The sequence below is a fragment of the Streptomyces sp. NPDC107522 genome (assembly GCF_055657525.1).
Map to the genome: position 1 here is coordinate 634,462 of NZ_JBVKAU010000004.1, position 23,191 is coordinate 657,652.

20 protein-coding genes, 1 tRNA gene and 1 pseudogene are annotated in these 23,191 nt (G+C 68.0%); 13 read left to right on the plus strand and 9 right to left on the minus strand.

Annotation, left to right across the window (positions count from 1 at the left end; translation table 11 throughout):
* The 5 genes and pseudogenes from ACZ7L6_RS16950 to ACZ7L6_RS16970 all read left to right on the plus strand — a co-directional run bounded on the left by ACZ7L6_RS16950 (nt 1) and on the right by ACZ7L6_RS16970 (nt 3,346).
* Entirely contained in the window at nt 1-306 is a 306-nt protein-coding gene (locus ACZ7L6_RS16950) for a hypothetical protein (RefSeq protein ID WP_471924489.1), read from the plus strand.
* A 93-nt stretch (nt 307-399) separates the two neighbouring features.
* Nucleotides 400-579 (plus strand): hypothetical protein, encoded by a 180-nt coding sequence (locus ACZ7L6_RS16955; RefSeq protein ID WP_471924491.1) that lies wholly within the window; start codon nt 400-402, stop codon nt 577-579.
* Nucleotides 580-583: 4 nt separating this feature from the next.
* On the plus strand, nt 584-2,005 hold the full coding sequence (repSA, locus tag ACZ7L6_RS16960; RefSeq protein ID WP_471924493.1) for a replication initiator protein RepSA: 1,422 nt from the start codon (nt 584-586) through the stop codon (nt 2,003-2,005).
* Nucleotides 2,002-2,190, plus strand: coding sequence for a helix-turn-helix domain-containing protein (locus tag ACZ7L6_RS16965; RefSeq protein ID WP_471924495.1), 189 nt, complete (start codon nt 2,002-2,004; stop codon nt 2,188-2,190). The genes repSA and ACZ7L6_RS16965 overlap by 4 nt, the downstream gene beginning before the upstream one ends.
* Nucleotides 2,190-3,346: pseudogene (locus tag ACZ7L6_RS16970) on the plus strand (tyrosine-type recombinase/integrase). Before ACZ7L6_RS16965 ends, ACZ7L6_RS16970 begins: the two are co-directional and overlap by 1 nt.
* 55 nt (nt 3,347-3,401) lie before the next feature.
* Here the strand turns inward: ACZ7L6_RS16970 and ACZ7L6_RS16975 are convergent.
* The 9 genes from ACZ7L6_RS16975 to dnaA form a co-directional block, all read right to left on the minus strand.
* A tRNA-Ile gene (locus tag ACZ7L6_RS16975) sits at nt 3,402-3,478 on the minus strand.
* Nucleotides 3,479-3,590: 112 nt separating this feature from the next.
* Entirely contained in the window at nt 3,591-4,397 is an 807-nt protein-coding gene (locus ACZ7L6_RS16980) for a DUF3566 domain-containing protein (RefSeq protein WP_471924497.1), read from the minus strand.
* A gap of 18 nt (nt 4,398-4,415) precedes the next feature.
* Nucleotides 4,416-7,013, minus strand: a complete 2,598-nt coding sequence (gene gyrA, locus ACZ7L6_RS16985; protein WP_471924499.1) for a DNA gyrase subunit A — start codon at nt 7,011-7,013, stop codon at nt 4,416-4,418.
* Between the two features lie 42 nt (nt 7,014-7,055).
* Nucleotides 7,056-9,116, minus strand: a complete 2,061-nt coding sequence (gene gyrB, locus ACZ7L6_RS16990) for a DNA topoisomerase (ATP-hydrolyzing) subunit B (RefSeq protein WP_471924501.1) — start codon at nt 9,114-9,116, stop codon at nt 7,056-7,058.
* Between the two features lie 604 nt (nt 9,117-9,720).
* On the minus strand, nt 9,721-10,272 hold the full coding sequence (locus ACZ7L6_RS16995; protein ID WP_471924503.1) for a DciA family protein: 552 nt from the start codon (nt 10,270-10,272) through the stop codon (nt 9,721-9,723).
* Entirely contained in the window at nt 10,269-11,390 is a 1,122-nt protein-coding gene (gene recF / locus ACZ7L6_RS17000) for a DNA replication/repair protein RecF (RefSeq protein ID WP_471924505.1), read from the minus strand. Before recF ends, ACZ7L6_RS16995 begins: the two co-directional genes overlap by 4 nt.
* Nucleotides 11,391-11,548: 158 nt before the next feature.
* On the minus strand, nt 11,549-12,424 hold the full coding sequence (gene gnd / locus ACZ7L6_RS17005) for a phosphogluconate dehydrogenase (NAD(+)-dependent, decarboxylating) (protein WP_471924507.1): 876 nt from the start codon (nt 12,422-12,424) through the stop codon (nt 11,549-11,551).
* A 207-nt stretch (nt 12,425-12,631) separates the two neighbouring features.
* On the minus strand, nt 12,632-13,762 hold the full coding sequence (gene dnaN / locus ACZ7L6_RS17010; RefSeq protein ID WP_398812470.1) for a DNA polymerase III subunit beta: 1,131 nt from the start codon (nt 13,760-13,762) through the stop codon (nt 12,632-12,634).
* A gap of 884 nt (nt 13,763-14,646) precedes the next feature.
* Nucleotides 14,647-16,566, minus strand: coding sequence for a chromosomal replication initiator protein DnaA (dnaA, locus tag ACZ7L6_RS17015; RefSeq protein WP_471924509.1), 1,920 nt, complete (start codon nt 16,564-16,566; stop codon nt 14,647-14,649).
* A 383-nt stretch (nt 16,567-16,949) separates the two neighbouring features.
* Here dnaA and rpmH point away from each other — a divergent pair, with 383 nt between their 5' ends.
* The 8 genes from rpmH (at nt 16,950) to ACZ7L6_RS17055 (ending at nt 22,947) form a co-directional block, all read left to right on the plus strand.
* A complete protein-coding gene (gene rpmH, locus ACZ7L6_RS17020) occupies nt 16,950-17,087 on the plus strand; it encodes a 50S ribosomal protein L34 (RefSeq protein ID WP_003956500.1) in 138 nt (45 codons plus the stop codon).
* A 21-nt stretch (nt 17,088-17,108) separates the two neighbouring features.
* A complete protein-coding gene (gene rnpA / locus ACZ7L6_RS17025; RefSeq protein WP_007492554.1) occupies nt 17,109-17,480 on the plus strand; it encodes a ribonuclease P protein component in 372 nt (123 codons plus the stop codon).
* Nucleotides 17,477-17,830, plus strand: a complete 354-nt coding sequence (gene yidD, locus ACZ7L6_RS17030; protein ID WP_471924512.1) for a membrane protein insertion efficiency factor YidD — start codon at nt 17,477-17,479, stop codon at nt 17,828-17,830. Before rnpA ends, yidD begins: the two co-directional genes overlap by 4 nt.
* Nucleotides 17,831-17,833: 3 nt before the next feature.
* Nucleotides 17,834-19,111, plus strand: coding sequence for a membrane protein insertase YidC (yidC, locus tag ACZ7L6_RS17035; protein ID WP_471924514.1), 1,278 nt, complete (start codon nt 17,834-17,836; stop codon nt 19,109-19,111).
* Between the two features lie 15 nt (nt 19,112-19,126).
* Nucleotides 19,127-19,639, plus strand: coding sequence for a Jag family protein (locus ACZ7L6_RS17040; protein ID WP_062145553.1), 513 nt, complete (start codon nt 19,127-19,129; stop codon nt 19,637-19,639).
* A gap of 125 nt (nt 19,640-19,764) precedes the next feature.
* The gene (gene rsmG / locus ACZ7L6_RS17045; RefSeq protein ID WP_471924516.1) at nt 19,765-20,481 is read left to right on the plus strand and encodes a 16S rRNA (guanine(527)-N(7))-methyltransferase RsmG; all 717 of its coding nucleotides are present in this window, start codon (nt 19,765-19,767) and stop codon (nt 20,479-20,481) included.
* 298 nt (nt 20,482-20,779) lie between these two features.
* Nucleotides 20,780-21,853 (plus strand): ParA family protein, encoded by a 1,074-nt coding sequence (locus ACZ7L6_RS17050; protein ID WP_471924606.1) that lies wholly within the window; start codon nt 20,780-20,782, stop codon nt 21,851-21,853.
* The gene (locus ACZ7L6_RS17055; RefSeq protein ID WP_471924518.1) at nt 21,850-22,947 is read left to right on the plus strand and encodes a ParB/RepB/Spo0J family partition protein; all 1,098 of its coding nucleotides are present in this window, start codon (nt 21,850-21,852) and stop codon (nt 22,945-22,947) included. Before ACZ7L6_RS17050 ends, ACZ7L6_RS17055 begins: the two co-directional genes overlap by 4 nt.
* Nucleotides 22,948-23,191: the final 244 nt, after the last annotated feature.

Consider the following 23,191-nt stretch of genomic DNA (forward strand, 5'->3'; position numbering starts at 1 on the left):
ATGCGCCTGCCTGACCAACAGCTTCGCGCCGGACACATCCCCGCCGACCTGTACCGGCAGATCCCGCCCGGCACCGACGTACGCCAGGTCGTGATCGTCCAGGAAGCCCCGCGCTCCTACACCGGCCCGATCGTCCTCACCCTGCTGATCACCACTGGCTCCGTCGTGGTGCTGCTGGTGATCGCCTTCGTCGCCCAGGCCGTCGCCGCGTCGATCGTCTCCGTGCTGTCGGCCACCTGCGGCATCAGCTACACGATCAGCCGCACGTCCAAGCGCAAACGCCCTCCGCGCTCGCTGGGCAAGTAACGCCCCCCGGGGCGGCCTCGGTCGCCAAACTTCCGCCGCCCCGGACGGCTCCACCTCTTCCAGATCCATCGATCCGAAAGGGCTCCACTCATCATGCCTTCCCGCGTCCCGAACCGTCCGGTCTGCCGCAACTGCGACAACTTCCCCGTCGTGGCGATCACGACCGGCGACCGCCACCCCGACGGCTCCCGCGTTCTGCTCCGCGTCGTCTGCCGTGGCTGCCAGGGCACCGGCCACACGCTCCCCGCCACCGTCTCGCACGCGGGGAAGTGATCGCGTGACCGACACCGCCATCATGGCGGGCCTGGATGCGGCCACCCTCACCGACGTGCTGAGGGTGGCCGCATCGGCCGACTTCGACCGCTGGCAGGAACAGATCCGCCGTACCGGCGGCTGCTCCGACCCGATCCGGCTGACCGGCGGCACGAAGACGATCGACCCCGCCACCAAGACCGTTCTTCACTCGTACTCGACGGACACCGAGCCGGGCGGCATGCTCCGCGTGGCCTGCGGCAACCGGCGGGCATCCCGCTGCCCAGCCTGCGCCTGGACCTACGCGGGGGACACCTACCACCTCATCCGCGCCGGACTCACCGGAGACCCCGCCAAGGGCACCCCCGAGACCGTGCGGGAGCACCCCCGCGTCTTCGCCACCCTCACCGCCCCGAGCTTCGGCCCCGTCCACAACCGCCTCGGCACACGCCCCTGTCGGTGCGGTCACCGGCACCCGGAGGACGCGCCCGAACTCGGCACCCCGCTCGACCCCGCCTCGTACGACTACGCGGGCGCGGTGCTGTGGAACAACCATGCCTCGGAGCTGTGGCGGTACTTCACGATCTACCTCCGCCGTGAGATCGCCCGCCGGGCCGGACTTACCCAGAAGGCTGCTCGGGAACAGTCCCGCGTCTCGTTCGGCAAGGTCGCGGAGTACCAGAAGCGCGGCGCCGTGCACTTCCACGCGGTGATCCGCTTCGATGGTCCCGACGGGCCGGACTCCCCGCCCCCGGCCTGGGCCACCCTCGATCTCCTCACCGACGCCATCCGCGCCGCCGCCGCTCGTGTCGAGGTCGACGTGCCCCCGGCTCGGTATCAGCCGGACCCAGACCAACCGGCGATCACCGAACAGGCCCGCACGCTGCGCTGGGGCACCCAGCTCGACGTGCAGCCGATCGGCGCCTTCGGCCAGGGCGAGGAGATCACCGAGCAGGCCGTGGCCTCCTATGTCGCCAAGTACGCCACCAAAGCCGCCGAGACCACCGGCACCGTTGACCGCCGGATCGGCAACAAGGAGGCCCTCGTCCTCCTGGGCGTCCCCGACCACCCGCGTCGGCTCATCGAGGCCTGCCTCGACCTGCACCCGCTCTACCCAGACCGCAAGCTGCGCGACTGGGCCCACATGCTCGGCTTCCGCGGCCACTTCTCCACCAAGTCCCGCCGCTACTCCACCACCCTCGGCGCCCTGCGCCAGGTCCGCGCCGACTACCGCGCCGCCCAACAACGCGAAGCCCTCGGCCTTCCCGACCCCGACGACGAGGAGGTAACCACGCTCACCCTCGCCCACTGGACCTACGCCGGACACGGCCACACCCCCGGCGAATCCTGGCTCGCCGCCAACATCCACCGCGACATCCAACAGAACCGCGAAACCGCCCGCGAAGAACTACCCACCCTGCTCGACCTGGAAGGAGCCGCCGCATGACCACCGCTTCGCCCGTGCTGCTGACCGTGGACGAGGTCAAAGTGCGGCTCAAGGTCGGCCGGACCAAGGTCTATGACCTGATCCGCACACACCGCCTCGTCTCCATCAAGGTCGACGGCTGTCGACGCATCCCTGAGAGCGCCGTGAGCGACTTCATCGCCAGCCGGATCGGGGAGGCTGCCTGATGGCCAAGCGTCGACCCAACGGCGGTGGCACGATCACCAAGCGCAAGGACGGCCGCTACCAGGGCGCCGCCTACGTCACCGACACCGACGGCAACCGCGTCCGCAAGTACGTCTACGGCGCCACCTGGGACGAGGCCAACGAGAAGCTCGGCAAGCTGCAGGACCAGGAGCGCAACGGCGTCCCGGTGCCGTCCCGGTCCTGGTCGCTCGGAGAGTGGCTGACGTACTGGCTGGAGCACATCGTCGAGCCGGAGCGCGAGCACAACACGTACGTCAAGTATGAGTCCAAAGTCAGGCTCTACCTCCTGCCGCATCTCGCCAAGAAGCCGCTGGTCAAGCTCACGCCTGCCCAAGTCCGTACGTTCATGGCCTCCTTGAAGCGCGAGAAGGTCGGCGCCTCCGCACGGTTCGAGGTGCTGCGCGTACTCCGCAACGCCCTCAACCGGGCCATCCGCGAGGAGCTGCTCACGCGCAACGTCGCGCTCCTGGTCGACATGCCCAAGGTCACCAAGGACAAGGGGAAGGCGTGGAACGCCCGTGAGGCAATCACGTTCCTTCGTGCGGCACGCGCTCACCGCCTCTACGCGGCCTGCGTCCTGGTCCTCGTGCTCGGCCTGCGCCGCAGCGAGCTCCTAGGGCTGCGCTGGCAAGACGTCGACTTCGAGGCACGGCAGTTCACCCCGGTCAAGCAGGTGCAGCGCGTCAAGGGGGTCGGCCTGGTCCTCAAGGACCTCAAGACCGAGTCGTCACAGGCCGTGCTCCCCCTGCCGGAGTTCTGCGCCCGCGCCCTGGAGGAGCGTCGCGAGCTCCAAGAGCTGGAACGGAAGATCGCGGGGGAGCACTGGTCTCAGGAGCCGGACCATGACCTGATCTTCTCCTCGGAGCACGGCGGCATGATCGACCCGGTGGGCTTCTCCCGCACCTTCGATCGGCTCGTCAAGAGGGCCGGTGTGCGGCGCATCACGGTCCGGCTCGCTCGGCACACCTGCGGGACCCTGCTCGCCTTCCTGAAGGTGCACCCCAAGGTCGCACAGGCGATCCTCCGGCACAGCCAGATCAGCATGACCATGGACGCTACACGCACGTGGTCGGCGACAGCGAGCGGGAAGCCGTCGGCATGCTCGCCGAACTCCTGGAAGACCCGCTCATCGGCTGATGTCAACCGGTGATGTCAAAGACCCCCGATCCGAGTGGACCGGGGGTCTTTTGGCTGGTGGGGCTAACAGGATTTGAACCTGTGGCCTCATCCTTATCAGGGATGCGCTCTAACCAACTGAGCTATAGCCCCGCCGCGCTCTGCGGTGTGTGTCCCGCGCGCTGACTCCTGAAGATTAGCGCACGACCGGGGCAGTCCCAAAATCGGTTGTCGGGGGACCGTCAGCCGCGGTTCAGCTGCAGGTTCACTCGTCCTCGGCCAGCGTCAGCTCGACGCCGCCCACGAAGCCGGCGGAGAGGTTGTAGATGAACGCGCCGAGCGTCGCCAGCGCCGTCGCGAGGACGACGTCGATGACCGCGATGATCGACGTGAACATCAGCACGTGCGGCAGCGACAGGAAGGACTGCAGGTCGAAGCCGTTCGACTCGTTCGAGCCGGTCGCCTCGGAGATCGTGCCGCCGACCGTCGAGAAGACGCCCATCGCGTCCATGACCATCCACAGCACCGCGGCCGCGACGATCGTGCAGATGCCCAGCGCGATGGAGAGCAGGAAGCTGACCTTCATCACCGACCAGGGGTCGGCCTTGGCCACGCGCAGGCGTGCCTTGCGTGTGCGGGGCGTCGTACGCGCCCCCGTGCGCGGCTTGCGCGTCGCGCCCGCCGGAGCGGCCGTCTGGTAGGCCTGCGGCGGGTGGTAGGGCCCTGCGGGCTGCTGCGGCTGCCGTTCCCCCGGCAGCGGCGAGGCGGACGGCGCGGGGGCCGCCTGCTGCGCCCCTGTGGGCGCCGGCTGCGGCTGGGCGCCCGGGGCAGCCGAGCCCGCGCCGGCCGCGTACGGCTGCGTCTGCGGGCCTCGGGAGTCCGTCACGGTTCCCCCCTGGGATCCAGGTGTGTCGGGCGAGGGCGAGTCCTTCGCGGGCGACTTGATCGCTTTCAGCTGGGTCGTGTGCGTGTCCGTCGCACGCGCGGCGGAGCCACGGCCGCCGCCGTCCGTGTCCTTACCGGCCGTAGAACCGGTGGTACCGGACGATCCGGCGCCCGTGGCTCCGCTCACGATGACTCTCTCCTCGTGCTACTCGGCCGAGGGCGACTCACCCTCGTCCGTGCCGATGGTCTCGGCGGCACCTTCGGCGGTCTCGTCGACGACCACATCGCCGTCGACCTCCTCCGCCTCGCGTCCCGCCTCGGCGTTACGTGCGATGCCGACCACGGCATCGCGCTTGCCCAGGTTGATCAGTTGGACGCCCATGGTGTCACGGCCCGTCTCCCTGACCTCGTTGACTCGCGTACGAATCACACCGCCGCCCAGCGTGATGGCGAGGATCTCGTCGGTCTCCTCGACCACCAGCGCTCCGACGAGCGATCCGCGGTCCTCCACGATCTTGGCGGCCTTGATTCCGAGGCCACCGCGACCCTGGACGCGGTACTCGTCGACGGGAGTCCGCTTCGCGTACCCGCCGTCGGTGGCAGTGAACACGAACGTACCGGGTCGAACAACATTCATCGAGAGCAGCTCGTCTCCCTCGCGGAAGCTCATGCCCTTGACACCCGAGGTGGCGCGGCCCATAGGGCGCAGTGATTCGTCCGTGGCCGTGAACCTGATCGACTGTGCCTTTTTGCTGATCAGAAGCAGATCGTCGTCGGCCGAGACCAGTTCCGCTCCGATCAGTTCGTCGTCGGAACCGTCTTCCCGCTCACGCAAGTTGATCGCGATCACGCCGCCGGAGCGGGGCGAATCGTAATCCTTCAGCGGCGTCTTCTTCACAAGTCCGGCCTTCGTGGCGAGCACCAGATACGGCGCCGCCTCGTAGTCACGGATCGCGAGGATCTCGGCGATCGCCTCGTCCGGCTGGAAAGCGAGGAGGTTCGCCACGTGCTGCCCGCGCGCGTCACGGCCGGCGTCGGGAAGCTCGTAGGCCTTCGCGCGGTACACACGGCCCTTGTTGGTGAAGAACAGCAGCCAGTGGTGCGTGGTCGACACGAAGAAGTGGTCGACGATGTCGTCTTCCTTGAGCTTCGTGCCGCGTACGCCCTTGCCGCCGCGCTTCTGGGCCCGGTAGTCCACGGTCTTGGTGCGCTTGACGTAACCGCCGCGCGTGACCGTGACGACGATGTCCTCCTCGGCGATGAGGTCCTCGATGGACATGTCGCCGTCGAAGGGCACCAGCATCGTCTTGCGGTCGTCGCCGTACTTCTCGACGATCGCGGCGAGTTCCTCGCTGACGATGCCGCGCTGGCGGACCGGGGAGGCGAGGATCTCGTTGTACTCGGTGATCTTCGCCTGGAGTTCGTCGTGCTCCTGGATGATCTTCCGGCGCTCCAGGGCGGCGAGCCGACGCAGCTGCATCTCGAGGATGGCGTTCGCCTGGATCTCGTCGATCTCCAGGAGCTCCATCAGGCCCGTGCGCGCGACGTCGACGGTCTCACTGCGCCGGATCAGCGCGATGACCTCGTCGATGGCGTCCAGGGCCTTCAGCAGACCGCGCAGGATGTGCGCCCGCTCCTCGGCCTTGCGCAGGCGGAATCGCGTACGGCGGACGATGACCTCGATCTGGTGCGTCACCCAGTGGCGGATGAACGCGTCCAGGGAGAGGGTGCGCGGGACGCCGTCGACGAGCGCCAGCATGTTGGCGCCGAAGTTCGTCTGCAGGTCCGTGTGCTTGTAGAGGTTGTTCAGGACGACCTTGGCGACCGCGTCCCGCTTCAGCACGATGACCAGGCGCTGGCCGGTGCGCGACGAGGTCTCGTCACGGACGTCCGCGATGCCGCCGATCTTGCCGTCCTTCACCAGGTCGGCGATCTTCTGTGCGAGGTTGTCCGGGTTGACCTGGTACGGCAGCTCCGTGACCACCAGGCACTGGCGGTTCTGGATCTCCTCGACCTCGACGACCGCGCGCATGGTGATGGAGCCGCGGCCTGTGCGGTACGCCTCTTCGATGCCCTTACGGCCCACCACCAGGGCGCCGGTCGGGAAGTCGGGGCCCTTGATGCGCTCCATGAGCGCGTCCAGCAGCTCCTCGTGCGAGACCTCGGGGTTCTCCAGGTACCACTGGGCACCTGCCGCGACCTCACGCAGGTTGTGCGGCGGGATGTTGGTCGCCATACCGACCGCGATACCGGCCGAGCCGTTGATCAGCAGGTTCGGGAAGCGGGCCGGCAGGACGGTCGGCTCCTGGGAGCGGCCGTCGTAGTTGTCCGTGAAGTCGACGGTCTCCTCGTCGATGTCACGGACCATCTCCATCGACAGCGGCGCCATCTTGCACTCGGTGTAGCGCATGGCCGCCGCCGGGTCGTTGCCCGGAGAGCCGAAGTTGCCGTTGGAGTCCACCAGCGGCATGCGCATCGACCACGGCTGGGCGAGGCGCACCAGGGCGTCGTAGATCGAACTGTCGCCGTGGGGGTGGTAGTTGCCCATGACGTCGCCGACCACGCGCGCGCACTTGTAGAAGCCGCGCTCGGGGCGGTAGCCGCCGTCGTACATGGCGTACAGGACGCGGCGGTGGACGGGCTTGAGGCCGTCGCGGACGTCCGGCAGCGCACGCGAGACGATGACGGACATCGCGTAGTCGAGGTACGAGCGCTGCATCTCCGTCTCGAGCCCGACGGGCTCGACACGCATCGCGAGTTCGCCGCCCTCTTCAGGGGTGACGGGAGTGTTCTCGTCGGTCATTGCTGGTGAAGGTCCTTCCTGGTGCGGTCAGCTGAGACCGACTCAGATGTCGAGGAAGCGGACGTCCTTGGCGTTGCGCTGGATGAACTGGCGGCGGGCCTCGACGTCCTCGCCCATCAGGACCGAGAACAGGTCGTCGGCCTGGGCGGCGTCGTCGAGGGTGACCTGGCCGAGGACGCGGTGCTCCTGGTCCATCGTGGTCACGCGCAGCTCCTCGGCGTTCATCTCGCCGAGACCCTTGAAGCGCTGGATGGAGTCCTCGCGAACGCGCTTGCCGCGCTGACGGCCCATCTCGATCAGCGCGTCGCGCTCGCGGTCCGAGTAGGCGTACTCGATGTCGTCCCGGCCCCACTTGATCTTGTAGAGCGGCGGGCGGGAGAGGTACACGTGCCCGGCCTCGACCAGCGGCCGCATGAAGCGGAACAGGAAGGTCAGCAGCAGGGTGCTGATGTGCTGGCCGTCGACGTCGGCGTCCGCCATCAGGATGATCTTGTGGTAGCGGAGCTTCTCGATGTCGAAGTCCTCGTGGACTCCGGTGCCGAAAGCCGAGATCAGCGCCTGGATCTCCTGGTTCTGCAGGATCTTGTCGATCCGCGCCTTCTCGACGTTGAGGATCTTGCCTCGGATCGGGAGGATCGCCTGGTACTCGGGGTTCCGGCCGGACTTGGCCGAGCCGCCGGCGGAGTCACCCTCGACGATGAAGATCTCGCACTTGGTGGGGTCGTTCGACTGGCAGTCCGAGAGCTTGCCCGGCAGGGACGCCGACTCCAGCAGGCCCTTACGACGCGTCAGGTCACGGGCCTTGCGGGCCGCCACGCGCGCGGTGGCCGCCTGGATGCCCTTGCGGACGATGTCCGCCGCCTCGTTCGGGTTGCGGTCCAGCCAGTCCGCGAGGTGCTCGTAGACGACCTTCTGCACAAAGGTCTTGACCTCGGTGTTGCCCAGCTTGGTCTTGGTCTGGCCCTCGAACTGCGGCTCGCTCAGCTTCACCGAGATGATCGCGGTCAGACCCTCGCGGATGTCGTCACCCGTGAGGTTGTCGTCCTTCTCCCGCAGCAGCTTCTTGTCGCGCGCGTACTTGTTGATCAGCGACGTCAGCGCGGCACGGAAGCCCTCTTCGTGCGTGCCGCCCTCGTGCGTGTGGATGATGTTGGCGAACGAGTAGACGCCCTCGTTGTAGCCGCTGTTCCACTGCATGGCGACCTCGAGGGACAGGTGCTTGTCCTTGTCCTCGGCCTCCAGGTCGATCACGGTCGGGTGCACCAGGTCTCCCTTGCGGGAGTTGAGGTACTTCACGAAGTCGACGATGCCGCCCTCGTAGTGGTACGAGACGGCCTTGACCTCGTGCTTCTCGTCCTCGCCCGCCTCGTCCGCACCGGCCGTGGCCTTCGCCGACTCACGCTCGTCGGTGAGGTTGATCCGCAGACCCTTGTTGAGGAACGCCATCTCCTGGAAGCGCCGCGAGAGCGTCTCGAAGGAGTAGTCGGTGGTCTCGAAGATGTCCGGGTCGGCCCAGAAGGTGACCGAGGTGCCGTGTTCCTCGGTGGCCTCGTGCTTGGCGAGCGGGGCGGTCGGGACGCCGAGCTTGTAGTCCTGCGTCCAGCGGTAGCCGTCGGTCTTGACCTCGACGGCGACCTTCGTCGACAGGGCGTTCACCACGGAGACGCCGACGCCGTGCAGACCGCCGGAGACCGCGTAGCCGCCGCCGCCGAACTTGCCGCCCGCGTGCAGGACGGTAAGCACGACCTCGACGGCCGGCTTGCCTTCGGACGGCACGATGCCCACCGGGATGCCACGGCCGTTGTCGACGACCCGGACGCCGCCGTCGGCGAGGATGGTCACGTCGATCGTGTCCGCGTGCCCGGCCAGCGCCTCGTCGACGGAGTTGTCGACGACCTCCTGCACGAGGTGGTGCAGTCCGCGCTCGCCGGTCGAACCGATGTACATACCGGGTCGCTTGCGAACCGCGTCCAGACCCTCGAGGACGGTGATGGCGCTGGCGTCGTACGAGGCGGTGACCTCGCCGTTCGACGAGGTCACCGCGCCGTTGGCGCCGGCGTCGGTGGACGGGATGTTCTCGTTGGGGTTGCCGGAATCGGCCACGAAGCGCCCTTTCTGGCACAGCACGAGCCAGGCTCGTCGGCGGGTTGCCGGAGCGGCTGCGGCATGTTGCGTTGGTAAGCCTTGATCAGCGTTGCTCAGCTTTTCCCGGACGGTCCCCACGATTGGGGCGGGATTGGCCTCCAGTCTACCGGTAGCGCCGACAGTGATGGGGGTTTGCCGGTACCTGAGTCCTCATGTGCCGCCCTGAACCCGGCTCGGCCGACTCCCGATATACGGATGGGGGCTCCAAGAGGCTCACGGAGCCACTCAGCGCTTCCGGCCGTCAACCCTTGGCTACTTCGGAGTCAGGTCCCGATTCGCAACCGCGTGCGGTTGTACGACGAGGAGGCCAGCGCCGGTATGTCAGGACCGTCGGCGCCTACTGATGTGATCTCTGTCACCTGCGGCTGAAGAGGCTGGTGGGACTGCTGTGACGCCCTATTCGGAAGGCCTGGTTCCGCAGCGGGGAGGGGCGGTGGTGGGTCGACGGCGGGTACGAGCAGCCGCAGTGACGGGTCTACGGCCCGGTCCGAGCAGCCGAAGGTGTCGGAGATCCACGGCCCGTCCGATCGGCTGTAAGTGCCGCAGGCTTACGACGATCCGATCAGCCGTAGGTGTCGCCGGGCCCCGTGCTCCCGGGGGCGCGCAGAGGGCCGTAGCGGCGGGCGGGACCGCCGGGACCGTTCACCTTGATCTGCCGCACGGCGCCATGGCCGAGGTCCTCGTTGAGGCGGGCGACGAGCGTCGGGGCGAGCAGCCGCAGGTTCGTCGCCCAGGCCGTCGAGTCACAGCGCACCACCAGGACCCGCTCGTCCTCGTCGTACTTCTCCGGCACACAGTGCTTGGCGACGTCCTCGCCGACGATCTGCGGCCACCGCCCCATCACACCGCCCACCGCGGCCGGGGTCTCCCAGCCCCGCTCGGTGATCAAGCGGTTAATGGCAGCGCCCAGCGCCAGAGGGTCGCGGCCGTCGGCCCGCGCGCCGGAGCGCAGACCCCCGCGCCGCGCCTGCTTCTTCTGCTGTGCCGCGTCCCCACGCGCGCGTGCCTGCTCCTTGGCCGCCCGCAGCGCCACGCGCGCGAGGTCGACGCCGGAGGGTTCGGGGGCCTTCTTGGGTGCGTTCTCGGAGGGGCTCCCGGACGGGTTCTCGCTCATACGCGCTCCACCGTCCCCTCGGCCACGGCGTACCGCGCCCCCGCCAGCACATGCGGTACGTCGTCGTCGACCGCGGCCGTCACCAGGACCTGCTCGCCGGGCGCGACGAGCTCAGCGAGGCGCTCACGGCGCCGGGTGTCCAGCTCGGCGAAGACGTCGTCGAGCACCAGCACCGGTTCGTTGCCCTCCGCCCTGAGCAGGTCGTACGACGCCAGCCGCAGCGCCAGCGCGTAGGACCAGGACTCGCCGTGCGAGGCGTACCCCTTGGCGGGCAACTCACCGAGTTTGAGCAGCAGATCGTCCCGATGCGGGCCTACTAGGGTGACGCCGCGCTCGATCTCCTGCTTGCGCGCGTCTGCGAGCGACGCCATCAGCTGCTCGAAGAGGTCCTCCCGCGTGTGTGCCTCGCCGGGAGCCGACGGCTTGTAGTCCAGGGCGACCGGACCGCCGCCGGGGGCCAGTTGCTCGTACGCCTTGTCGGCCAGCGGGTGGATCGCCGCGATCAGGTCGAGGCGCTGCGCGAGCAACTCGGCGCCCGCGCGCGCGAGATGCTGGTCCCAGACGTCGAGGGTGGACAGGTCCATGGAACGGCCGCCGTGCCGACGGGCCAGCGCGGCCGACTTCAGGAGGGTGTTGCGCTGCTTGAGGACCCGCTCGTAGTCGGAGCGGACGCCCGCCATGCGCGGGGAGCGGGCGGTGATCAGCTCGTCGAGGAAACGACGCCGCTCGCCGGGGTCGCCCTTGACCAGCGCGAGATCCTCCGGCGCGAACAGGACGGTCCGCACGATGCCGAGCACATCACGGGGTCTGACCTGCGAGGACCTGTTGATACGGGCCCGGTTCGCCTTGCCGGGGTTCAGCTCCAGCTCGACCAGCTGCTGCCGGTCGCCCTGCCGCACCTGCGCCCGGATGACCGCCCGCTCGGCGCCCATGCGGACCAGGGGGGCGTCGGAAGCGACGCGATGGCTGCCGAGGGTGGCGAGATAGCCGACGGCCTCGACGAGGTTCGTCTTGCCCTGGCCGTTCGGCCCGACGAAGGCGGTGACGCCCGGGTCGAGCGGCACTTCGACCCGGGCGTACGAGCGGAAGTCGGCCAGCGACAGATGCGTGACGTGCATGGTCGTTCGCCGACCTCCCCCAACGTGTGGTTCAGGTGCCCCGGTCGCCCAGGCCACCGGGGCCTTCAACTTTCCCCAGCTGTGGACAACCGGGCCACCCCCGAGGGTGCCAGGTCGGCATCCCCAGGGTGTGGATTACTTCTTCTCGCTTCCGACGGTCACTTCTTCTCGACCGCGTGGCCGCCGAACTGGTTCCGCAGCGCCGCGATCATCTTCATCTGCGGAGAGTCCTCCTGGCGGGAGGCGAACCGCGCGAACAGCGACGCGGTGATCGCCGGCAGCGGCACCGCGTGGTCGATGGCGGCTTCCACAGTCCAGCGTCCCTCGCCGGAGTCCTGTGCAAAACCCTTCAGTGCGTCCAGGTGCTCGTCCTCGTCGAGGGCGTTCACCGCCAGGTCCAGCAGCCAGGAACGGATGACCGTGCCCTCCTGCCAGGACCGGAAGACCTCCCGGACGTCGGTCACGGAGGCGACCTTCTCCAGCAGCTCCCAGCCCTCGGCGTAGGCCTGCATCATCGCGTACTCGATGCCGTTGTGGACCATCTTCGCGAAGTGCCCCGCACCGACCTTGCCGGCGTGCACCGAGCCGAAGTCGCCCTTCGGCTTGAGGGCGTCGAAGACCGGCTGCACCTTGGCCACGTTCTCCGCGTCGCCGCCGTACATCAGCGCATAGCCGTTCTCCAGGCCCCAGACGCCGCCCGAGACACCGCAGTCGACGAAGCCGATGCCCTTGGCCGCGAGCTCCTCGGCGTGCCGCTCGTCGTCCGTCCAGCGGGAGTTGCCGCCGTCCACGACGACGTCGCCGGGCTCCAGCAGCTCGGCCAGCTCGTCGATGGTCGACTGGGTCGGCGCACCCGCCGGGACCATCACCCAGACCACGCGCGGGCCGGAGAGCTTGCCCACAAGCTCTTCCAGGCTGTGGACATCCGCGAGGTCGGGGTTGCGGTCGTATCCGACGACGGTGTGGCCCGCGCGGCGGATCCGCTCGCGCATGTTGCCGCCCATCTTGCCGAGGCCGACGAGACCGAGCTCCATCAGTTGTGTTCCTTAGGTCGCTGTGTGGCGTGCGGGGTGCCCTCGCACCCCTGGGGCACCTTCGTACCCCTGTCCGAGCCTAAACCCGGACGTCCGCGCACAGCTGTGGGCATACGCGCTCATACGTAGACCCTCATCTGCAGGTTTCCCCACAGGCCGGGGATGCTTCTCCACCGGCCTGTGGACAACCCAGGGCGACCGGGACGCTCAGCCGCTCAGCCGCACCGGCATGATCAGGTACTTGTAGGCCTCGTCCGCCTCCGCGTCCACCGCCGGCTTGCCGCTCAGCAGCGCCGGCTTCGTGGACGTCGTGAAGGACAGCTGGGCCACCGGGGAGTCGATGGCGCTCAGGCCGTCGAGCAGGAACGTCGGGTTGAAGGCGATCGAGATGTCGTCGCCCTCCAGCTGTGCGTCCACCCTTTCCACAGCCTGTGCGTCGTCGCTGGAACCGGCTTCCAGGATGAGCACGCCCTGCTCGAAGCTCAGCCGCACCGGGGTGTTGCGCTCGGCGACCAGCGCCACACGCTTGACGGCCTCCACGAAGGGGGCGGTCTCGATCACGGCGACGGAGTTGAACTCCGTCGGGAACAGCGTGCGGTACTTCGGGAGGTCGCCCTCCAGCAGACGGGTCGTCGTACGGCGGCCCGCGCCCTCGAAACCGATCAGGCCCTCGCCCGCGCCCGAACCCGAGAGGGCCAGGGTGACGCTGTCACCGCTGGTCAGCGCCTTGGCGGTGTCCAGGAGTGTCTTGGCGGGGACCAGGGCGACCGCGGAGGCCTCGGGGTTCTCCGGCTTCCACAGGAACTCGCGGACCGCGAAGCGGTAGCGGTCGGTGGACGCCAGCGTCACCGTGTCACCCTCGATCTCGATGCGCACACCGGTGAGGACAGGCAGCGTGTCGTCACGGCCGGCCGCGATGGCGACCTGCTGCACGGCGGAGGCGAAGACCTCGCCGGGGACCGTGCCGGTCGCGTTCGGCATCTGCGGGAGCGCCGGGTACTCCTCCACAGGCAGGGTGTGGAGTGTGAACCGGGAAGAGCCGCAGACCACGGTCGCCCGTACACCGTCTGTGGAAATCTCCACCGGACGGTTGGGGAGAGCGCGGGAGATGTCCGCGAGGAGACGGCCGGAGACGAGGACCGTGCCCTCTTCCTCCACCTCCGCCTCGACGCTCACACGCGCGGAGACCTCGTAGTCGAAGCTGGACAGGCTCAGCTGACCGTCGTCCGCCTTGAGCAGGAGGCCGGCGAGGACAGGCGCCGGCGGACGGGCCGGGAGGCTGCGTGCCGCCCAGGCCACTGCCTCCGCGAGTACGTCGCGTTCCACCCGGATCTTCACTGTTGCCGCCTCCTGCTGTTGCCGGCGCTTCTACGGCCTGCCTGGCTTCGTCGTCTGTCTCGGTGTCGTCGGTCCCTGTGACGGGAAGGACACCGGGGACCAGTCTGACGCACCGCACTGACAGTAGGTGCCTCTCGGGGTCAAGTCGTGACGAGGGGCAGCAGGCGGCCGGACAGCGAGTTGTGCACAGGGCCCCCTTCGAAACGAATTCCCAGCTCTCTCTAGTCGGGAGTAGTAGTAGGGCCTGTGGATACCGTGGATAACCCTGTTTGCCCAGGTCAGAGCGGAGATTTTGTCCACGGGCCCTGTGGGCGGAAGCGGTGGACAACTCGGCATCTCTGTGGAGAACGGAAAGTTCTGCACACCCCATGCACAGCCTGAGGCGACTTCTCCCCAGTGCCGTCCCCAGCTTTACCCACCTTTCCCACAGCCCAACCAGGCAACTTCATGTGACGCCTTTCACTCAAGGCGGTGAGGAGGCGCGTCGCGTTGCCGAACAGTGGACAGCGCTGTGGAGAAGGTGGGGATCATTGGGGACAACCGACCGCAGCCTGTGGGTTGCCCGTGGACAACTTGATGCACAGCCTGTGGATCTCCGCTCTGTCCACAGTCTGTGGAGATCGTTCGTCCACGAATCCACACCCGGGTGACCTGGTGTGATCGTCTTTCAACAGGGGCCCCTGTGGACACAGTCTGGACAACTTCCCGGTCCCCAGGGTGTGGACGGCAGAAAGTCACCGAATCTGTGGAGAGTGGCCGTAACTCGGCAGCTATTCGAACAGCCGAGGACCGTGACATGACGAAGGGCGCCCCCGGAATCTCCTCCGGGAGCGCCCTCGGCGTCGTACGACGGGCTCGTCCGGCCGCCTTGCCGGCCGGCTCCGTCAGCCGTTCTTGATGCGGTTCGTCAGCTCGGTGACCTGGTTGTAGATGGAGCGTCGTTCGGCCATCAGATTGCGGATCTTGCGGTCGGCGTGCATCACCGTGGTGTGGTCGCGGCCGCCGAACAGCGCGCCGATTTTCGGCAGCGACAGGTCCGTCAGCTCACGGCACAGGTACATGGCGATCTGGCGGGCCGTGACGAGTTGGCGGCCGCGCGAGCTGCCGCACAGGTCCTCGACCGTGAGGCCGAAGTAGTCGGCGGTCGCGCTCATGATGGCCGTCGAGGTGATCTCCGGCGTCGCGTCGTCGCCGCCGGGGATCAGGTCCTTCAGGACGATCTCCGTCAGGCCCAGGTCCACCGGCTGCCGGTTGAGCGACGCGAACGCCGTCACCCGGATCAGCGCGCCCTCCAGCTCGCGGATGTTGCGCGAGATGCGGGAGGCGATGAACTCGAGTACCTCCGGCGGGGCGTTGAGCTGCTCCTGCACCGCCTTCTTGCGCAGGATCGCGATACGCGTCTCCAGCTCGGGCGGCTGGACGTCGGTGATCAGGCCCCACTCGAAACGGTTCCGCAGCCGGTCCTCCAGCGTCACCAGCTGCTTCGGCGGCCGGTCGGAGGACAGCACGATCTGCTTGTTCGCGTTGTGGAGCGTGTTGAAGGTGTGGAAGAACTCCTCCTGCGTCGACTCCTTGTCCGCCAGGAACTGGATGTCGTCGACGAGCAGGATGTCCATCTCCCGGTAGCGCTTGCGGAAGCTGTCGCCCTTGCCGTCGCGGATGGAGTTGATGAACTCGTTGGTGAACTCCTCGGAGCTCACGTACCGCACGCGCGTGCCCGGGTAGAGGCTGCGCGCGTAGTGCCCGATCGCATGCAGGAGGTGCGTCTTGCCGAGCCCCGACTCCCCATAGATGAACAGGGGGTTGTACGCCTTCGCCGGTGCCTCGGCGACGGCGACCGCGGCCGCGTGTGCGAAGCGGTTGGAGGCGCCGATGACGAAGGTGTCGAAGAGGTACTTCGGGTTCAGGCGCGCGGTCGGCTCACCGGGCCCGGGCGCCGGCGCGGGCTGTGCGGCCAGCGGGCCGGGTGCGCCGGTGGTGGGCAGGTTCGCGCCGACGGGGCCGCCGCGGTGCACATGGCCGGAGCCGGAGGGCGGTTCGGGCCGATCACGGCGGCCGTCACGGTCGTAGTCGGCACGCGGCTGGTCGTAGTCGGGCCGCTGCTGCTCGTAGTCGGGGCGGTGTCCGTCGTACTCGGAGCGGTGTCCTTCGTAGTCGGGGCGGTGCCCGTCGTAGGACGGCCGCTCCATCGGCTGCGGGCGGTAGTCCTGGGAGGGCGGGCCGTAGGAGTCCTGTGGGTAGGAGTCCTGCGACGGCGAGGCGTACGGATCCCGCTCCGGGAAGCCGAGCCGCTGCTGCTGCCAGCCGTAGTCGTCCTGCGTCGGGCGCGGCCAGCTGCCGGGGCCGGGCTCGGGGCGCTGGTACTCGCTCGGGTAGGCCGGGCGGGCGGTGGGCAGCGGGTCGGCGGAGGGGCCGGGCAGGTGGTCGTCGGCGCGGTGGCGGCCGTAGCTCTCGTAGGAGGGGAGTTCGGGCTCCTCGTAGCGCGGCTGGGGCGGTGTGGGGGGCGCCGGCGGGGCGGGGGGTTCGCCGGCGGAGTCGTCGACGGTGATCGCGATACGGATGGGGCGGCCGCACTCGCGGCTCAGGGTCTCGCTGACGATCGGGGCCAGGCGGCCTTCCAGTACGCCCTTCGCGAACTCGTTCGGTACGGCGAGCAAGGCGGTGTCGGCGACCAGCGCGAGCGGCTGGCAGCGCCGGATCCAGTGCTCGTCCTTCCCCTCGACACCCTGTCCGCGGCCCTCACCGAGGAGTTGCTCCAGTACTCGTGGCCACACTGCGGCAAGATCGGCAGGTACGTCAGCCACAGGGCACGCTCTCTCACGGGTCCCACGAACGTGTGATGGTGGGACGGGTCGGGGTTCGGATCGGGTGGAGCCAGAACAAGGGGACAAAGGAACGAATCGGAGTTCAGTCACGGTAGTCAGCGCGGCGGGTGCGGTTCAAGTTGTTGTCCCCAGGCTGTGGATAGTGTCTCCCAGTGACCCCTGGTTTGACCGGATGGCGTAGCCGCGCGTACCGTAACCAGGTCGAGTTGTCGATGGCTGCTGCCGCCTGCCTCCGATGGGCACAGATCACGTCAGGTGATCGGGAAGCGGTGCACTCGGGCGTTACTGCGAGCTACTCGTGGGCGCACGGTGACAGCCAGGACGGCACCCCGCCACTACCGATTTATTTCTGGAGCCCCCGAGTGAGCAAGCGCACCTTCCAGCCGAACAACCGTCGTCGCGCGAAGACCCACGGCTTCCGGCTGCGTATGCGCACCCGTGCCGGCCGCGCGATTCTCGCGTCCCGCCGTAGCAAGGGTCGCGCCCGTCTGTCCGCCTGATCCCGGTCAGGTCATGACGTCGTGCTGCCCACCGAGAACCGGCTGAGGCGGCGCGAGGACTTCGCGACCGCGGTTCGACGAGGACGCAGGGCAGGACGCCAGCACCTCGTCGTCCACCTTCGTAGCGGTGCCACGGACCCGCACGCGCCTGGGGAGAGCGCTCCCCCGACGCGTGCGGGTTTCGTCGTGAGCAAGGCCGTGGGCGGCGCGGTCGTCCGCAACAAGGTGAAGCGCAGGCTTCGCCATCTGATGCGCGACCGAGTCGACCGGCTGCCCCCCGGTAGCCTGGTAGTCGTACGAGCGCTGCCCGGTGCGGGCGACGCCGACCATGCACAGCTGGCCCGAGACCTGGATGCCGCTCTGCAGCGGCTGCTGGGAGGGGGCGCGCGATGAAGTACCCACTGCTGGCCCTGATCAAGCTGTACCAGTGGACGATCAGTCCGCTGCTGGGGCCGGTGTGCAAGTACTACCCGTCGTGCTCCCACTACGGCTATACGGCCATCGACCGGCACGGTGCGATCAAGGGCACGGCGCTCACCGCCTGGCGCATCCTGCGGTGCAACCCGTGGTCGCTGGGCGGTGTGGACCATGTCCCGCCGCGTAAGCGCCCGCGGTGGCACGAGATCCTGCGCAACGCGTGGCGCGCACGCAAGGGCGGGCCCTCAGCCGCCGAAACGGCCACCGAAGAGAATGTTGCTTCGAGCCCGGCCGCAGAGACCCAGTCCCATGCCCAAGGAGCATGATTAGTGGACACGATTGCCAGCCTCTTCAGCTTCATCACGACACCTGTCTCCTGGGTCATCGTCCAGTTCCACAAGGTGTACGGCGCCCTCTTCGGCGCTGACACCGGGTGGGCCTGGGGGCTGTCCATCGTGTCTCTGGTGATCCTGATCCGTATCTGCCTGATCCCGCTGTTCGTGAAGCAGATCAAGGCGACCCGGGCCATGCAGACGCTCCAGCCCGAGATGAAGAAGATCCAGGAGCGCTACAAGAACGACAAACAGCGTCAGTCCGAAGAGATGATGAAGCTGTACAAGGAGACGGGCACCAACCCGCTCTCCTCGTGCCTTCCCATCCTGGCGCAGTCGCCGTTCTTCTTCGCGCTGTACCACGTGCTCAACAGCATCGCGAACAACGACACCATCGGCTCCATCAACCAGAGCCTGCTGGACAGCGCGCAGAAGGCGCACATCTTCGGGGCCCCGCTGGCCGCCAAGTTCACCGACAGCTCTTCTGACGTCGCCGCGCTGGACGCCTCGCTGACCAGCGTCCGCATCGTCACCGCGGTCATGATCGTCCTGATGTCGGCGTCGCAGTTCTACACGCAGCGCCAGCTGATGACGAAGAACGTCGACACCACGGTGAAGACGCCGTTCATGCAGCAGCAGAAGATGCTGATGTACATCTTCCCGGTCATGTTCGCCGTCTTCGGAATCAACTTCCCCGTCGGTGTCCTCGTCTACTGGCTGACCACCAACGTGTGGACCATGGGCCAGCAGATGTACGTCATCCACAACAACCCGACTCCGGGTTCCAAGGCCCAGGCCGCGTACCTGGAGCGTCTCACCAAGCACGTCACGCACCACGGCAAGGCCCGCAGGCGCAGTGAGCGGACCATCATCAAGGCGATCGTCGCCAAGGGCCGTGACCGCAACGAGTACGAGCGCAAGTTCATCAACGGCCTGAGCAAGGCGGGCCTCGCGGCCCAGGCGGACGGCACCGTGGTGAAGAACGAGGGTGCTGTCGCCGTCCAGACCGAGGACGGTACGCCGACGGCCGGCGGTGGCGCTCCGAAGCGTCAGCAGCCCAAGCGGCAGACGAAGGCCAAGCGCCAGTCCGGTGCGAAGGCGGCAGGCGACCCGGAGCCGAAGACGTCGCTGAGCAAGTCCGACGAGCCCGAGGACGCGAAGCCCGCCGCCGCCAAGAAGGCCGCCTCGAAGCCCGGCAGCGGAGCCCGCAGCAAGGCCCAGTCCGGGCAGCGCAAGGGCGGTCCGCAGCGCCCCAAGTCCCCGTCCAAGAAGTAAGAAGGAGCCCATCCCGTGACGGAAGGCACCACCTCCGCCGCTGCCGAGGGTGCAGACACCCTGACCCGCCTGGAGCAGGAGGGTGAGATCGCGGCGGACTACCTCGAGGGTCTGCTCGATATCGCCGATCTCGACGGCGACATCGACATGGACGTCGAGGCCGACCGCGCCGCTGTCTCGATCATCAGCGACACGGGCAGCCGAGACCTGCAGAAGCTGGTCGGGCGTGACGGCGAGGTGCTGGAGGCGCTGCAGGAGCTCACGCGTCTGGCCGTGCACCGGGAGACCGGGGACCGCAGCCGCCTGATGCTGGACATCGCGGGCTACCGCGCCAAGAAGCGCGCAGAGCTCTCCGAGCTGGGCGCCAAGGCCGCCGCCGAGGTCAAGAGCTCCGGCGAGCCCGTGAAGCTGAAGCCGATGACGCCGTTCGAGCGCAAGGTCGTGCACGACGCCGTCAAGGCCGCGGGCCTGCGCAGCGAGTCCGAGGGCGAGGAGCCGCAGCGGTTCGTCGTTGTGCTTCCCGCCTGATCGGCCCGTTCGTTCTCCCGGCCCCGTCTGCCCGCAGGCGGGGCCGAACTTTGTCAGCCTGATAGTTCTGGTGGTTCTGGTGTCGGCGCCCGGTGCGTCGGCGCGGTACGGAAGGACGGTCCCCCGTGACGGAGGCAGCGGAGCTTCCCCCTGCGCCCGAGCAGGCACGTGAGGTGTTCGGCGATCGCTTCGCTGATGCGGTCCGCTACGCGGAACTGCTCGCCGAGGCGGGTGTACAGCGTGGCCTGATCGGCCCGCGTGAGGTGCCCCGCCTGTGGGAGCGGCATCTGCTGAATTGTGCGGTGCTCTCCGAGGTCGTTCCCGAGGGCGTGACGGTGTGCGACGTCGGCTCGGGTGCCGGGCTGCCGGGCATTCCCCTGGCGCTGGTCCGGGAGGACCTGAAGATCACGCTGTTGGAGCCCCTGCTGCGGCGTACGACCTTCCTGACGGAGGTTGTGGAGCTGCTGGGGCTGGATCATGTGACGGTCGTCCGTGGACGTGCCGAAGAGGTCATGGGCACGTTGCAGCCGGTGCATGTCGTGACCGCGCGTGCGGTGGCACCGCTGGACCGGTTGGCCACCTGGGGTATCCCGCTGCTGCGTCCCTACGGGGAGATGCTCGCACTCAAGGGCGACACCGCCGAGGAGGAGCTGAAGAGCGCGGCGACGGCTTTGAGCAAGCTGGGCGCGGTGGAGACGTCGATCCTTCATGTCGGGGAGGGTGTCGTGGATCCGATGTCCACGGTCGTCCGCGTTGAGGTCGGGGAAAGTCCGGGCGGTGTGCGCTTCGCGGCGAAGCGGGCCAAGGCTGCACGGACGGGACGAGCACGCCGTCGCCGCTGATCCGTCCTGACGACGAGACGTACTCCACACAAGCTGCCAAACCTATGCAGGTCGGAGTGTCGCGACAGTTCGGCCACGGCTGCTGTGCATCGTGTTTCACGTGAAACGTCGCTCACTGCTGCACGGCATCATCAGTCGCGGCCGCGCTGCGGCCGAACCGCGCGACCGAAAGCCTCTCGGTTCTCTCGGAGAGGGTTCCTTCGACGACACTGAGTCCCCCCTGAGGGGGACGGAGTTTTCCACAGAGGTGGATTTCTCCACAGAACAACAGGCCTCACTGGTTCACGACCCCGAAGACATGGGAGGCTCTGTTCATTGCGAGCCTGAAGTCGAGGAGAGTGAATCCTTGCGGTCCGACGCCAACATCGCGGGACCGATGACCGATCCGGTCCCCGGTCCCCGTACCGAGTCGATGGGGGAGGATGTTTCACGTGAAACACCGCCCCCGATGGACGACACTCCCATCGGTCGTGCTGCCCAATTGGCGGTGGAGGCTCTAGGCCGCGCCGGCGAGGGCCTGCCACGGCCCGAGCAGACCCGTGTCATGGTGGTCGCCAACCAGAAGGGGGGCGTGGGCAAGACGACGACGACCGTCAATCTTGCCGCGTCGCTGGCCCTGCATGGCAGCCGTGTGCTGGTCATCGACCTCGACCCGCAGGGCAACGCGTCCACTGCCCTGGGGATCGACCATCACGCCGAAGTCCCTTCCATCTACGACGTGTTGGTCGAGAGCAAGCCGCTCGCGGAAGTCGTCCAGCCGGTCCCCGATGTCGAGGGTCTCTTCTGTGCCCCTGCCACGATCGATCTCGCCGGTGCGGAGATCGAGCTGGTGTCGCTGGTGGCACGTGAGAGCCGACTGCAGCGGGCGATCCAGGCCTACGAGCAGCCGCTGGACTACATCCTCATCGACTGCCCGCCCTCGCTCGGCCTGTTGACGGTCAATGCGTTGGTGGCCGGGCAGGAGGTCCTGATCCCGATCCAGTGCGAGTACTACGCGCTGGAGGGCCTCGGCCAGCTGCTGCGCAACGTCGACCTGGTGCGGGGGCACCTGAACCCCGCCCTGCATGTATCGACGATCCTGCTCACCATGTACGACGGCCGGACGCGGCTTGCATCACAGGTCGCGGACGAGGTGCGCAGCCACTTCGGCAATGAGGTGCTGCGGACGAGCATTCCTCGCTCGGTCCGTATCTCCGAGGCGCCGAGCTATGGACAGACGGTGCTGACGTACGATCCAGGATCGAGCGGTGCCCTGTCCTATCTTGAGGCGGCACGAGAAATCGCGCTGAAGGGTGTCGGCGTCAGTTACGACCCGACGCACGCCCATATCGGCGCCCAGAGCAACCCGAGCATGGTGGAGGGGATCCAGTGAGCGAGCGACGGAGGGGTTTGGGCCGTGGTCTCGGCGCACTGATCCCCGCAGCGGCGACAGAGACGACGGTGGCTCCTCCTGGAGCGGGGAGCGCTGCTTCCACATCGCCGGCGGCTGTCCCGCTGCTGAACGACCGGGGGGTGGCTGCGGCGAAGGTCGCTACGTTGCCGCCTGTTTCACGTGAAACAGAGGATCTCTCGCCGAACGGAGGCGTGGAGGTGCCCGCCCCTCCGATGGGCGCCCACTTCGCCGAGATTCCTCTCGACGCCATTACGCCGAACCCGCGCCAGCCGCGTGAGGTCTTCGACGAGGATGCGTTGCAGGAGCTCGTCACCTCCATCAAGGAGGTCGGTCTCCTCCAGCCCGTCGTTGTACGGCAGATCGGTCCCTCCCACTATGAGCTCATCATGGGTGAGCGGCGCTGGAGGGCCTGCCGTGAGGCCGGACTCGACGCCATCCCGGCGATCGTGCGGGCCACGGATGACGAGAAGCTCCTCCTGGACGCGCTCCTGGAGAACCTCCACCGGGCTCAGCTGAATCCGATCGAAGAGGCCGCTGCCTACGATCAGCTGCTGAAGGACTTCAACTGCACGCACGACCAGTTGGCGGATCGCATCGGCCGTTCACGGCCGCAGGTCTCCAACACCCTGCGTCTGCTGAAGCTCTCACCCAAGGTTCAGAACCGGGTGGCGGCTGGGGTCCTCTCCGCCGGGCATGCGCGGGCGCTCCTCTCCGTGGAGGACCCGGAGGAGCAGGAGCGGCTGGCCTACCGGGTGGTGGCCGAAGGGCTGTCGGTCCGGTCCGTTGAGGAGATCGTGACCCTGATGGGGTCCCGTCCGCAGAAGACTCAGCGTCCCCGGGGGCCGCGGGCCGGCTCTGTGCCCTCTCCGGCGCTGTCCGACCTCGCGACCCGGCTCTCGGACCGCTTCGAGACGCGGGTGAAGGTCGAGCTGGGCCAGAAGAAGGGCAAGATCACCGTCGAGTTCGCCTCCCCGGAGGACCTCGAGCGGATCCTCAGCACGCTCGCTCCCGGCGAGAAGCTGGCTCTCCAGAAGAGCCTTCTGGACGATGATGCGGAGGAACTCGAGAGTTGAGGGCGGCAGGCCGGGGTGTGCTTTCCGGCCTGCCCATGCGGGCCGTGTCCGGTGTGTCCGGAACACGGCCCGCTCTTTGCTTTCTGGCGGTATCGATGGAATCACATCGTGGATACGATGCGTTCGGGTATGGCGCATCCACCTGGCAGACCTCTTAGGGGAGGCGGGGTCCATGCGAACGGTGAGCCGCACCGGACTGGTGAGCGCGGGCCTTGGGCTGGGCGCGGTCGGCGGATTCGTCGGC

Excerpts from the sequence above, each read along its gene's own strand:
- yidD (WP_471924512.1), top strand. The coding sequence starts at position 17,477 with ATGAAGTACCCACTGCTGGCCCTGATCAAGCTGTACCAGTGGACGATC.
- gnd (WP_471924507.1), bottom strand. The coding sequence starts at position 12,424 with ATGGAGCTCGGTCTCGTCGGCCTCGGCAAGATGGGCGGCAACATGCGC.
- ACZ7L6_RS17050 (WP_471924606.1), top strand. The coding sequence starts at position 20,780 with ATGGGAGGCTCTGTTCATTGCGAGCCTGAAGTCGAGGAGAGTGAATCC.
- recF (WP_471924505.1), bottom strand. The coding sequence starts at position 11,390 with ATGCACGTCACGCATCTGTCGCTGGCCGACTTCCGCTCGTACGCCCGG.
- gyrA (WP_471924499.1), bottom strand. The coding sequence starts at position 7,013 with ATGACCGACGAGAACACTCCCGTCACCCCTGAAGAGGGCGGCGAACTC.
- ACZ7L6_RS16955 (WP_471924491.1), top strand. The coding sequence starts at position 400 with ATGCCTTCCCGCGTCCCGAACCGTCCGGTCTGCCGCAACTGCGACAAC.
- ACZ7L6_RS16950 (WP_471924489.1), top strand. The coding sequence starts at position 1 with ATGCGCCTGCCTGACCAACAGCTTCGCGCCGGACACATCCCCGCCGAC.
- ACZ7L6_RS16995 (WP_471924503.1), bottom strand. The coding sequence starts at position 10,272 with ATGAGCGAGAACCCGTCCGGGAGCCCCTCCGAGAACGCACCCAAGAAG.
- ACZ7L6_RS16965 (WP_471924495.1), top strand. The coding sequence starts at position 2,002 with ATGACCACCGCTTCGCCCGTGCTGCTGACCGTGGACGAGGTCAAAGTG.